This is a genomic window from Mangrovibacter phragmitis, assembly GCF_040429585.1.
Lineage (GTDB): Bacteria > Pseudomonadota > Gammaproteobacteria > Enterobacterales > Enterobacteriaceae > Mangrovibacter > Mangrovibacter phragmitis.
The window spans coordinates 3,974,604-3,987,845 of record NZ_CP134782.1 but is presented as its reverse complement, the minus strand read 5'-3'; the positions used below and the strand labels follow the sequence as shown (position 1 = coordinate 3,987,845).

General features: G+C 49.6%; 9 protein-coding genes. 5 read left to right on the top strand and 4 right to left on the bottom strand.

Annotated features, from left to right (window positions below; translation table 11 throughout):
• Positions 1-308: 308 nt before the first annotated feature.
• Positions 309-1,823 carry a glycerol-3-phosphate dehydrogenase gene (glpD, locus tag MPHASIOC01_RS19420; protein WP_064597916.1) on the bottom strand — a complete coding sequence of 505 codons (1,515 nt, stop codon included), beginning with the start codon at positions 1,821-1,823 and terminating at the stop codon, positions 309-311.
• Positions 1,824-2,048: 225 nt separating this feature from the next.
• Here glpD and glpE point away from each other — a divergent pair, with 225 nt between their 5' ends.
• From glpE to MPHASIOC01_RS19405, 3 genes are all read left to right on the top strand, one after another.
• Positions 2,049-2,378: a thiosulfate sulfurtransferase GlpE gene (gene glpE / locus MPHASIOC01_RS19415; protein WP_064597918.1), complete on the top strand. Its 330-nt coding sequence runs from the start codon at positions 2,049-2,051 to the stop codon at positions 2,376-2,378.
• A gap of 65 nt (positions 2,379-2,443) precedes the next feature.
• Complete coding sequence (glpG, locus tag MPHASIOC01_RS19410) at positions 2,444-3,274, top strand: rhomboid family intramembrane serine protease GlpG (protein ID WP_064597920.1); 831 nt, start codon at positions 2,444-2,446, stop codon at positions 3,272-3,274.
• A 56-nt stretch (positions 3,275-3,330) separates the two neighbouring features.
• Positions 3,331-4,089, top strand: coding sequence for a DeoR/GlpR family transcriptional regulator (locus MPHASIOC01_RS19405; protein WP_064597922.1), 759 nt, complete (start codon positions 3,331-3,333; stop codon positions 4,087-4,089).
• Positions 4,090-4,136: 47 nt separating this feature from the next.
• On the opposite strand, the gene malT is transcribed toward MPHASIOC01_RS19405, so the two are convergent.
• On the bottom strand, positions 4,137-6,842 hold the full coding sequence (malT, locus tag MPHASIOC01_RS19400; RefSeq protein WP_064597924.1) for an HTH-type transcriptional regulator MalT: 2,706 nt from the start codon (positions 6,840-6,842) through the stop codon (positions 4,137-4,139).
• 547 nt (positions 6,843-7,389) lie between these two features.
• Here malT and malP point away from each other — a divergent pair.
• Together malP and malQ are read left to right on the top strand one after the other, a co-directional pair.
• Positions 7,390-9,792, top strand: coding sequence for a maltodextrin phosphorylase (gene malP, locus MPHASIOC01_RS19395; RefSeq protein ID WP_064597926.1), 2,403 nt, complete (start codon positions 7,390-7,392; stop codon positions 9,790-9,792).
• A gap of 25 nt (positions 9,793-9,817) precedes the next feature.
• A complete protein-coding gene (gene malQ / locus MPHASIOC01_RS19390; protein ID WP_064598074.1) occupies positions 9,818-11,914 on the top strand; it encodes a 4-alpha-glucanotransferase in 2,097 nt (698 codons plus the stop codon).
• Positions 11,915-12,111: 197 nt separating this feature from the next.
• Here the strand turns inward: malQ and MPHASIOC01_RS19385 are convergent, their stop codons facing one another.
• Positions 12,112-12,324, bottom strand: coding sequence for a DUF1471 domain-containing protein (locus MPHASIOC01_RS19385; RefSeq protein ID WP_353613091.1), 213 nt, complete (start codon positions 12,322-12,324; stop codon positions 12,112-12,114).
• A 304-nt stretch (positions 12,325-12,628) separates the two neighbouring features.
• Positions 12,629-13,204, bottom strand: coding sequence for a Fe-S biogenesis protein NfuA (gene nfuA / locus MPHASIOC01_RS19380; protein ID WP_064597930.1), 576 nt, complete (start codon positions 13,202-13,204; stop codon positions 12,629-12,631).
• Between the last annotated feature and the right edge of the window lie 38 nt (positions 13,205-13,242).

The window sequence follows — 13,242 nt, the reverse complement described above, 5'->3', positions numbered from 1 at the left end:
TTGTTTCAGACCATTTCCATTTATTTCAGATGGAATAAATGGAGTATTGCTGATAGGTCAATGAGTTAAGCATCGCATGCTACTCAGAAAATTAGAATCAAAAAGCAGAAAAATCTTAATATTTTTTGGTTGTCGAAACGGCTCTTACTGACGAGGTTGCGGTGTGCTCAGCAATTAACTTATGTAGTCAGGTATGAACAACACATCCGTTGGTTGGGAAATATGGTTTTTCAGGGAAATAATTATGGTGAATAGCTATGTTCAGGCACTTTTATGTGGGGGAAAGTGCCTGAACATCAGGGAAGCAATCAGGATGCCAGTGAAAGCCTGCTGTCTGACGATTGTTGGTGCTCAGACAACCACTGTGCAACACGGGCTTGTTGGGCTTCAGTTAACCACATACCTTGTTTGGTACGGCGCCAGATAGCATCGTCCAGTTCACGTACCCACTCGTGAGCGACCAAATAATGCAGTTCAGCCTCATAAAACTCATGGCCAAAATCTTCACCTAAATCTGCCACGCTGCTGGCATTACCAATGATTTTCTCACTGTTGCTGCCATATGTGCGGGCGAGATGGCGGGCGAGGGATTCAGTCAGGAAACTGAATTTACGCCGTAACTGCGCTGCATAATCATCCCGGTCACCAGAGAAATGGCCGCCAGGCAGGACTGCGCCTTTGGTCCAGGCGGGTTTAATATTGGGGTAATAGTGGCTGAGCTTATCCATTGCGTGTTCGCCCAGTTTCCGGTAAGTAGTCAGTTTGCCACCAAATACCGATAGCAACGGCGCTTTGCCTTGCTCGTCGTGAATATCCAGCGTGTAATCACGCGTAATGGCTTGTGGTGAATCAGATTCATCATCACACAACGGACGTACCCCTGAATAACTCCAGACAATATCTTCTTGTGTGAGTGTCTTTTTAAAGTGTTCGTTATAGGCATTCAGCAAGTAGCGAATTTCGTTGTCGTCAATCTGAACGCTTTTAGGGTCGCCTTTATATTCAACATCAGTAGTACCAATAATAGAAAACTCATCCATCCAGGGAATAACAAACACAATGCGTTTGTCTTCGTTTTGCAGAATATAGGCCTGCTTTTGTGTATGTACACGGGGCACCACTATATGGCTGCCTTTGATTAAGCGGATTCCGTAAGGTGATGGTAAGTGTAAGCCGTCATCAAAGAAATGTTTCACCCAGGGACCGGTTGCATTGACCAGCCCACGCGCTTGCCAGGTATGGCGCTTGCCGGTATCAGTGTCTTCAGCTTCAACCACCCACAAGCCATTTTCGCGGCGTGCAGAGGTGACACGAGTGCGGGTGAGAACCTGTCCCCCTTTTTCTTCCACCATTTGTGCGTTAGCCAGCACAAGCCTTGCATCATCCACCCAGCAGTCGGAATATTCGAAACCGCGCACAATCTCAGGTTTAAGCACGGAGTCTGCACCAAAACGCAAACCGCCAGAACCTGGCAGACTGGTGCGTTTACCCAGGTGATCATACATAAACAGACCAATGCGGATCATCCAGGCCGGACGCAAATGCGGGCGGTGAGGTAAGCGGAAGCGCATAGGGAAGGCGATGTGCGGTGCCATTTTTAACAGCACTTCACGTTCAGCCAGTGCTTCACTGACCAGACGGAATTCGTAGTGTTCAAGGTATCTCAGCCCGCCATGAATCAGTTTTGAACTGGCCGATGATGTGGCGCAGGCTAAGTCCTGAGCTTCTAATAACAGTACAGACAAGCCTCTCCCGGCAGCGTCTACAGCGATGCCAGCACCATTGATGCCACCACCAATCACAATCAGATCTTTGGTTTCCATTATGCCCCCACGCATTTTCGTTAAAGCTCAAAAATGTTCGATATCGCTCATAATAGCAAGAGAACGCGCTTTTGGTAACAAGAAAAAAACAATTTCGCGTGATATGCATAACACAATGGCGCATTAACGCGCAGCCACGTACACTGGGAGCCAGAGAATCAGGCCCCATGTTCCTTACCAGGAAACGGGTTTTATCCCCTATACAGAAAAGAGTAAGCGCAGATAATGGATAACTTTGAATGTATCAATGTTGAACAGGCCCACCAGAAATTACACCTTGATGGTGCGGTGTTAGTGGATATTCGTGATCCACAAAGTTATACCCTGGCGCATACCCCCGGTGCGTTTCACCTGACCAATGCATCTTTACCGACATTTATGCAGAATACGGATTTTGATACACCCGTATTGGTGATGTGTTATCACGGCAACAGCAGCAAAGGTGCGGCGCAGTACCTGCTGCAACAAGGCTATGATGAGGTTTACAGCATTGATGGTGGTTTTGAGGCCTGGCATCGCCAGTTCCCGACTGAAGTCGCTCAGGGTGAAGAGTAATTTTTGCCAATATCATTTAACCAGTATACTGCTATGACTATTATGGATAAGCAGGTTGTTACCCTATGTTGATGGTTGCCTCATTTGAAAACCCGCGTATGGCTCAGGCGTTTGTTGATTACATGGCAACTCAGGGTGTACACCTGAGCTTGCAACACCGGGTGAATATAGATATCTGGCTGGAGGATGAAAGTCAGGAGTCGCAAGTCAGAGAAGCGCTGGAACACTTCCTGGCAAACCCCAATGATCCTCGTTATCTCGCCGCCAGTTGGTCCACAGGCCATACTGGTAGTGGGTTGCATTATCGCCGTTATCCTTTTTTTGCGACACTACGCAGCAAAGCAGGCCCATTGACACTGGGTATGCTGGTCTTGTGTGTGGCCGTATATATTTTGATGCAGATAGTCGGTGATCAGCAGGTAATGCTGTGGCTGGCCTGGCCATTTGATCCCTCGCTCAAATTCCAGGTATGGCGTTATTTTTCGCATATCCTGTTGCACTTTTCGCTGCTACATATCGCATTTAACCTGGTGTGGTGGTGGTATTTGGGCGGCCCGGTCGAAAAGCGCCTTGGCAGTGGTAAATTGCTAACTATCACCCTGATTTCCGCCTTACTCAGTGGCTTTATGCAGCACTATTTTGGTGGGCCATGGTTTGGTGGTTTGTCGGGAGTGGTATATGCCTTAATGGGCTATGTGTGGTTGCGGGGCGAACGTGATCCAGCTTGCGGTGTGATGTTACCCCGTGGGTTGATGGTGTTTGCACTGCTCTGGCTGGTGATTGGCTGGTTTAATGTTATGGGGATGTCCATTGCCAATAGCGCACACCTGACTGGTTTGCTGGTAGGGTTGGCTATGGCGCTGGTTGACAGCAGCCAGACGCGAAAACGCGCATAACCGCTTTGGTCGCAAAGCGGCTCTTGTGACGCAAACAATAACAACAGGAGAGCAGGGTGAAGCAAACACAGCGGCATGATGCCATTATTGAACTGGTCAAAAAGCAAGGTTATGTCAGTACCGAAGAGTTGGTGGAACATTTTTCTGTTAGTCCGCAGACTATTCGTCGTGACCTGAATGACCTGGCTGACCAGAATATAATTATGCGCCACCATGGTGGTGCTGCTATTCCATCAAGCTCAGTCAACACGTCATGGCACGACCGGCGTGCGACGCTGGCTTCAGAGAAAGCGCGTATTGCGCAAAAAGTTGCCAGCCAGATCCCTGATGGGGCCACGCTGTTCATTGATATTGGCACTACACCGGAAGCCGTCGCTCATGCCTTGTTAGACCACAACCATTTGCGGGTGGTGACCAATAACCTGAATGTGGCAAACACCCTGATGGTAAAAGATGATTTTCGGATAATCCTGGCGGGTGGTGAGTTACGCAGCCGCGATGGTGGGATTATTGGCGAAGCAACGCTGGATTTTATTTCACAGTTTCGCCTGGATTTCGGCATCCTGGGGATTAGTGGCATCGACAGTGATGGCTCTTTACTGGAGTTTGACTACCACGAAGTACGCACCAAACGGGCAATAATTGATAATTCACGCCATGTGATGTTAGTGGTGGATCACACGAAATTTGGCCGTAATGCCATGGTTAATCTGGGTAGTATTGGCCTGGTCGATGCGTTGTATACGGACATTATGCCACCAGCCAGTGTCATGCAGGTGATTGCCGAAAATAACGTGCAGTTAGAGTTATGCTAAACCCGGCCAGCCTGGCCGGTTCTTAGCCAGGCTGGTAAACACAAGGCTTACACGCCGTACCCCATCATTTTTAATAATTCCTGTGCCTGTTGTACGGCTTCCCGGCGGTGCGCCACACCCATTTTCTGGTACAGGTTACGAATGTGGGTTTTGATTGTGGTTGCGGCGACATCCAGTTCTCCGGCTATCTGGTCGTTACTGTAGCCAGAGTAAATCAACCCAAGCACCTGCCATTCGCGTTGCGTTAGCGGGCTGGTACGGATTAATTCCGGTACATCCGGGTGGTTCAACAAGCGGTGTACAAAACTTTCATCAAAGTGAGCAAATTTATGCCGGTGATGCTGGTTTATCTCTTTGAGAATGCGTTGCGCGCGATGTTGCTCCAGTTCTGGCAACGTTGCCAGTTGGATTAACTGGCGTAACTGTTGCGCCATTGGCTCACCTTCAATAACAAAGTGGCTGATAAAGCCGGTACGGTTTGCCAGGGAAAGCGCTTCAACCAGTACCTGAAGGGCATCGCTCTTACGGTCTGCCTGCCAGTAAAGTTGGTTGAGCAGTAACAAGTTACGGTTCAAATCACTCATCAGGTGAAGTCGCCGCGCGTTCTCGTTCAGCTCTTCCAGAATCGTTTCTGCCGTGCCAAACTCTTCCAGCAGAATTTGAGCCCGGGCAATGTTACGCCACTGGCTTTGCAGGAAATGATTGCTCACTGTCGCCGGGCGCGGAGTCTGGCGTAACCAGTTTTCTGCCGCCTGCTTATCATTATTCATTTGCCAGTAAATGACGCGTACTTTGTCGGCATTGCTGACCCAGTCGATGTGATAGGAACCGTTGCCCAGCAAGTTTTCCAGGCGGTTGAGTAAACCGCGTGCATTATCTAAATCGCCCCGGGCCAGTGAGTTTTGAATCACTAATGACAGACACTGAAGTTGCTGCTGTGGCTGATAGTTAACCAGCACATCCATCCCCTGGCGGGCTGCCGCTTCGGATTCATCCAGCCGGGCCCACGCCCAAAGTAACTGCGAGCGGATACGTAGCAAAAATTCATGTAGTGGTAATTGTTCCAGGTGCTGAGCCTGAATCAGCTGGAAGGCTTTTTCCTGAATTTCCCATGCAGACTGCAGGAATCCCTGGGCAAATAAAATTTCGCTTTGTTGAATTTGGCTCCACAACACGTAGTGCCAGACTTCATTGACTTGCGCCATCTGCTCAGTTTGTTGCATTAAGGCCAGTGAGTGGTTCAGTTCGCCTTTGCAGTGCAGCACTTCCCCATGTACAGAGGTGGCGACAATGCGCCCGTAAAAACTGGAGAACGGCAAAGTTTCCAGCGCCAGCATCGCAAGGCGTTCTGCTTCTTCCGGGTTACCAGCGTTGATAGCTACCTGTGCCCTCAGAGCGTTGAACTCACCATGTAGCGATTCATCCGGCTCACGCGTCATCTCTTCTTCTGCACGGGCCAGCAGGGTGTTAACCTCCTGAAAACGGTGCTGGCTTTGCATCAGCCAGGCTTTCAGTAAAAGCAGGCGTGGGTTATCTAACAATACAGCCCAGGGCAGAGCGTTGAGGGATTCTTCCAACAGCGCCAGTTCGCTCTGGTTAAATAAATCCCAGGCGTGCTGATGCAGGATATCACGCAATAAAGCGGTATCGCCCGCCGCCACACCGTGGTGGATAGCTTCAGCAGGGTAGCCCTGTGCCATCCAGCCTTCTGCGGCTGCCCGGTGAATGGCTGGCAATTCAGTTGCCATTTCCCACTGGCAACGCTGGCGCAGGAAATTGCCAAATAGTGGATGGTAGTTGAACCACTCACCGTCGTCATCCATACGCTGTATGAACAACCCCTGGCGCTCCAGATCCTCCAGCCACATTTGCCCGTTTTCTTCTCCTGTCACTCGCACTATTAACGCATCATTCATTGAACGCAATAAAGACGTTTTCAGCAGGAACAGGCGCGTTGCTGGTGTAACAGTATCAAGCACTTCATCAACCAGGTAATCCGATAAATGGCTGGCGTTGATGCCGGCCAACCGGCGGGCAGAGTGTTGAGTAGCGGTATTTTTTTGCCGGGCGGACAAGGCGATTAGCTGTAATGCTGTAACCCAACCGGCGACATCTTCACAGATCTGGTAGCTTTCCTGCTCATCCAGAGGTGAACTTAACCGGCAGTCAAAAAATTGTTTTGTTTCCCGCTGGGTAAAGGCCAGTTGATGACTGCCTACTTCCAGTAGTTGATCCCGAACGCGCAGATTGGCTATCCCTAACTGTGGCAGATTACGGGACAGAACGACCAGCGTGAGATTATCGGGCTGGTGGCGCAGGAAAAAACGCATGGCGTCATGGATCACCGGGTTGGTGATGAGGTGATAGTCATCAATGACTAACTTGAAAGCATGCTGGCATTCAGCCAGTTCAATAAACAGTTGCCCAAACAGTGAAATCAGGCTGGCATACTGCCTTTTCTGCACCATCATTTCGGTGGTGACGCAATGCTTGCCGGTGGCCTGCTGAATAGCGGCTATCAGGTAACTGGCAAAACGCTCAGGCTGGTTATCTCCTTCATCCAGTGAAAACCAGCCTAAATGGGGTTGGCTGGCGGCCCATTGGGCAACCAGTGTTGTTTTTCCGTAGCCTGCCGGGCTGGTAACCAGAACCAGACGGTAATTTTTGGCCGAGGATAATTTTGCCAACAGGCGATCGCGCACGACTGTATTGTCGAGCCTCACCGGACGGCTAAGTTTGGATGGAATTAACATAGTCATTCACTTCACTGTGTCGAAACTACGGGATTACGAATTTTTTCGCGCTTCGTAATTAATTCTTAAGATAAATTCGGACAGATTAGTCTTTAATGCAAGTTAACCCCGTATAAAAGACCTTTAAAGGTGCACCTGGTCACATTTCTGAAACTTATTGGATGATTTGGGGGCGTAGCCAGGGTTAGTCGTCCTCCTTTGTTTCACTCCTTTGACCTCCACACCATTCTTCTCTTTCAAGTAAAAACAAAGGGTTTAGTTTTATTTCTACATAACGCACAGATAGTGTGTCTGTCTTTATTTGCATCTAATAGTAATTATTTCAATTAATTAAAGTGTTTCATCGTTTGAAGTTTCACCTGTTTCATTAAAATTTCACATTATGCTTTTACGTGGTTTACGGCTAATTTGAGTGTCATGGATCACAGTTTCTCCTACTCCCCGCTACTCCTCCCTGCCTAATCCAAGGCGGGATGAGGTATCAGCCGGGGGGCCCAGGCACACTAATGTAAACTTTGTCTAATTACTTGAAGGACACCGATTACCTATGTCACAGCCTACATTCGATAAAGCACAATTTCAGGCTGCCCTGACACGTCAGTGGCAGCATTTTGGATTACATGCTGCCGCAGAAATGACGCAACACCAGTGGTGGCAGGCTGTTAGCGGGGCGCTGGCGGAACTTTTGGCAGCACAGCCTCTGGCAAAGCCAGAAAAAAAACAACGCCATGTAAACTACATCTCAATGGAATTTCTGATTGGCCGCCTGACAGGTAATAACTTATTGAATATGGGTTGGTATCAGTTGGTGAGTGATACGCTGGCCGATTACAACATTGTGCTGAGTGATTTACTTGAGCAAGAAACCGACCCGGCGCTGGGAAATGGTGGATTGGGGCGGCTTGCCGCCTGTTTCCTGGATTCCATGGCAACCGTTGGGCAGTCTGCAACCGGTTATGGCCTGAATTACCAGTACGGCTTATTCCGCCAGTCGTTTGTTGATGGTCAGCAGCATGAAGCCCCGGATGACTGGTTGCGTGGCAGTTACCCATGGTTCCGCCATAACAGTGCCCTGGATGTGCAGGTTGGCATCGGTGGTAAAGTGGTGACTGTCGAGGGTAAACCGCACTGGGAACCCGCTTTTGTAATGCAAGGGGAAGCCTGGGACTTACCGGTTATTGGTTACCGAAATGGCGTTTCGCAACCTTTGCGTTTATGGCAGGCGAAACACGCTCATCCTTTCGATTTGGGCAAGTTTAACGACGGTGATTTTCTGCGTGCCGAGAAACAGGGTATTGATGCAGAAAAACTGACCAAAGTGCTGTATCCCAATGACAACCATCTGGCGGGGAAAAAGCTGCGCCTGATGCAGCAATATTTCCAGTGTGCCTGTTCCGTTGCTGATATTTTGCGTCGCCACCACCAGGCTGGCCGAAAACTGGCACAATTACCTGATTTTGAAGTGATTCAGTTGAACGACACTCACCCTACGATAGCCATTCCGGAATTACTGCGAGTGTTGATTGATGAACACCAGTTGAGCTGGGATGACGCCTGGGCGATTACCAGCCGCACTTTTGCTTACACCAACCATACCCTGATGCCTGAAGCACTGGAGTGCTGGGATGAGCGCTTAGTAAGAACATTGCTGCCACGCCATATGCAATTAATCAAAGAGATTAATGCCCGCTTTAAGAAGCTGGTTGAAGCGACCTGGCCGGGCGATGGCGCCGTGTGGGCGAAACTCGCTGTGGTACATGATAACCAGGTACGTATGGCGAATCTGTGCGTGGTAAGTGGCTTCGCAGTAAATGGTGTGGCGGCACTGCACTCTGAGCTGGTTGTGAAGGATCTGTTCCCGGAATACCACCAGTTATGGCCGAACAAGTTCCATAATGTGACCAACGGCATTACTCCCCGTCGTTGGATAAAGCAGTGCAATCCGGCTCTGGCTGCATTGTTAGATAAGACATTGAAAAAAGAGTGGGCAAACGACCTGGATGTCCTCGAAGGTATCGAAAAATATGCTGACGATGCCAAATTCCGCAAAGCTTACCGGGAAATTAAACAGCAGAACAAAGTTCGCCTGGCGGAGTTTGTTAAGCAACGTACCGGGATTGAGATCAACCCCAATGCTTTGTTTGATATTCAAATTAAACGTCTGCACGAATATAAGCGCCAGCATTTGAATCTGTTACATATTCTGGCGCTTTACAAAGAGATTCGCGAAAACCCGAAAGCAGACAGAGTTCCACGCGTATTCTTGTTTGGGGCAAAAGCCGCACCTGGCTATTACCTGGCTAAAAATATTATCTTTGCCATTAACAAGGTGGCTGAGGTTATCAACGCTGACCCGGCGATTGGCGACAAACTGAAAGTTGTCTTCCTGCCAGATTACTGTGTGTCTGCTGCAGAAGTAATGATCCCGGCAGCAGATGTCTCCGAGCAAATCTCAACGGCCGGGAAAGAGGCTTCAGGTACCGGGAATATGAAGCTGGCGCTGAATGGTGCACTGACTGTCGGCACGCTGGACGGCGCGAATGTTGAAATTGCTGAGAAGGTTGGTGCGGAGAATATCTTTATTTTTGGCCATACCGTGGAACAAGTGAAAGCGCTGAAAGCCGCTGGTTATGAACCGCAAAAATGGCGTAAAAAAGACAAACTGCTGGATGCCGTTATGAAAGAGCTGGAACAGGGTAAATACAGCAACGGCGATAAACATGCGTTCGACCAAATGCTGCACAGTTTGGGGAAACAGGGAGGCGACCCATATCTGGTCATGGCAGATTTTCATGCTTATGTTGAAGCACAGAAACAGGTCGATGAACTGTACCGCGATCAGGAAGCCTGGACGCGTGCGGCGATTCTGAATACAGCACGTTGCGGTATGTTCAGTTCGGACCGTTCTATTCGCGATTACCAGGCTCGTATTTGGCAGGCAAAGCGCTAAGGACATCAAGGTAGGTGAAAGGATGATGGACAAAAAACGTCTTGAACAGGCCGCCCTGGAAGCGGGGATCGCATCGAGTTATATCAATGCGCATGGTAAACCTGAAAGCATTGGTATGGACACCCGCCAGCAGTTGCTGGCGGCAATGGGTGATGCTCCGGCACTGGCATACCAACACAGCCAGCGCGTAGTACCTCCTGTACATGTGCTGGTTTCTGGTAAACGCCTGTCTGTGCCTGTAAAAGGGGAAGGTCGTTTCCAGTGGTTGCTGACAACAGAAACTGGCGAATTACACCATGGCACAATCCAGGGCGGCAAGCCCATGCGTTTGCCTGTTAGCCTGCAACCCGGATATCACTCACTGACTCTCACTCAGGATGAACAGCGCTGGCACTGCCAGGTGATTGTTGCACCGCCTCGTTGTTATGAACCTGCAGCCCTCTTACAAGGGGAGAAGCTCTGGGGGGCTTGCGTACAGTTGTACACATTGCGCTCAGCAACCAACTGGGGTATCGGTGATTTTGGTGACCTGAAACGTATGCTGCCAGAAATTGCCGCACGGGGTGGGGCTTTTATTGGCCTGAACCCGGTTCATGCGCTGTACCCGGCGATTCCTGAAAGTGCCAGCCCGTACAGTCCGTCATCACGTCGCTGGCTGAATGTTTTATATATTGATGTTCCCGCTGTGGCTGATTTTGCTGCCAGCGATGCCGCGCAACACTGGTGGGAAAAAAAGACGACACAGCAAGCGATAGCCCAGGCCAGAAGTGCCGGGCGGGTGGATTACACCACGGTAACGGAACTTAAAATTGCTGCATTGCGCCTGGCCTGGGATACCTTCTGCGCCCGGCCTCATGATGATGATACGGTTGCATTGTTTGATGCCTTTGTGCGTGATGGTGGAGAGAGCCTTTACTGGCAAGGCGCTTATGATGCAGTGCATCACCATTTGCTGGCGCAAGATGCTCAGCATTGGGGGTGGCCGGCCTGGCCTGAAGCCTGGCGTGATCCGCAAAGCGCTGTCGTCCTGGCGTTTTGTGAAGAAAATGCTCAGGAGGTCCGCTTTTGGATGTGGTTACAATGGCTGGCAGCCACACAGTTCTCGGCTTGCTGGGACGAGTGCCTGAAAGCGGAAATGCCAGTGGGGCTGTATCGTGATTTGGCTGTTGGCGTGGCAGAAGGTGGAGCCGAAACCTGGAGTGATCGTGCACTGTACAGCCTGCGGGCTTCTGTGGGCGCTCCGCCAGATATTCTGGGCCCTCTCGGGCAAAACTGGGGATTACCACCGATTAACCCTCATGTAATGTTTGAGCGCGCCTATGAGCCGTTTGTTGATTTATTGCGAGCCAACATGACGCATTGTGGCGCATTGCGTATTGACCATGTGATGTCGCTACTGCGTTTATGGTGGATCCCATATGGCGAAACGGCAGATAAAGGCGCGTATGTTCACTACCCGGTAGACGACCTGCTGGCCATTTTGGCACTGGAAAGCCAGCGCCACCAGTGCATGGTGATTGGCGAGGACCTGGGGACTGTTCCGGCAGAAATTGTAGGGAAACTGCGTAGCAGTGGAGTGTATTCGTACAAAGTGCTTTATTTTGAGCATGACAGCGAAAAGCAGTTTAAAGCCCCTGATATCTGGCCGGAACAATCTATGGCTGTCGCCACTACCCATGACCTGCCAACTCTACGGGGATACTGGGAATGCGGGGATCTGACGCTTGGCGAATCTTTAGGGTTATATCCTGACAAGGTGATTCTGAAAGGTTTATATCAGGAACGTGAAGCGGCGAAACAAGGGTTACTCAATAGTTTGCACCAGTATGGTTGTGTACCGAAACGTACCGGAAAGCAGGCGCGTCTTATGCATATGTCACCTGTTCTTAACCGGGGATTGCAGCGTTACATTGCTGACTCAAACAGTGCGTTGCTCGGTTTACAACCGGAAGACTGGTTGGATATGGCAGAGCCAGTGAATGTCCCTGGCACCAGTACACAGTATCCCAACTGGCGGCGCAAACTGAATCGCGAAATAGAAGCAATCTTTGCGGATGATGATATTAACCGGTTACTGAAGGATTTAACTGCCAGGCGTAAAAAAGCGGGCCAGTATAAATAATCCGGACGAACTAAAGCTGAAACAACGCCCTGTACCCGGTAGTACAGGGCGTTTTTTTATTGCAAGGCCGTTACTGGGGGGCAAACAAAAAAAGGCGACAGATAACTGTCGCCGAATCAGAGTCAGAGTTCAAGCAAGTGTGTTGGCATGGGCAGTAAATGGCAATACATCAAAGAGCGATTATGGCCTGTTGCGGTTTATTTATTCAGTTCCGCAGTCATATGAACCTGGTTACCGCTGAATGCTTCTGTGATGTTGTAAGAAGATGCCCCGGCTTGTTTTGCCTGTACTGCGATTTTTGCTTCGGCACCATCGAGTGTGGATGCTGTTGCGCTAACTGTTTCAGCAAATGCGCCAAATGAAGCCAGGGAAAGAGCTGTAACTACAACTAAAGATTTGATGGATTTCATGGTCGTATTCCTTAATGGTTTTGGTATTTTTAAAGGCTTTCGCCTTCGATGAAGTGATAATAGGCTGGGAGTGGAAGAAGTAAAAGCTGAAGGATTTGCTTGTATTTGTCAAATTATTTGAATAATAAAATGGCGTAAACAGGCAGGCAGCATATTCCTGAACCGGTTTTGCTTTGCCTGGCTGGCACCTGATGTTTTCGGGAAAAGTAATCGGGAGATGAAAGAAGAAAACAGAAAGGCCTGCGGTTTATAAACCGCAGGCCTTTACAAAAACACCAGGGCAGAAAGAGTGCGCCTGCTGTTTTTAATAGTACGAGTGTTCGCCGCGCTGGTGTTCCGTGAGGTCACGCACACCTTTAAGTTCGGTAAACTCGGCTAAGAGCTGTTTCTCAATCCCTTCTTTAAGGGTGTAATCCACCATGGAACAACCGTTACAGCCACCACCAAATTGCAGAATAGCGTAACCTTCTTCAGTGATTTCCATCAGGGAAACGCGCCCGCCATGACCAGCCAGTTGCGGGTTGACCTGGGACTGCAGGAAGTATTCCACGCGTTCAATTAATGGTGCGTCATCTGCCACCTTGCGCATTTTCGCGTTGGGTGCTTTAAGGGTTAACTGTGAGCCTAACTGATCAGTAACGAAATCAATTTCAGCATCTTCCAGGTACGGTGCGCTCAGTTCATCAACGTAGGCGGTCAGTTGCTCAAACACAAGAGCTGTGTCCGTAGCCTCAACAGCATCAGGCGGGCAGTATGAAACACCGCACTCAGCATTTGGCGTGCCGGGATTAATAACGAACACGCGAATCTGTGTCCCTTCCTCCTGATTTGCCAGCAGTTTGGCAAAGTGTGCTTGCGCAGCATCGGAAATACGGATCATAACAAAGGCCTAATAGTTGACTATTTTAGTCGGTTATT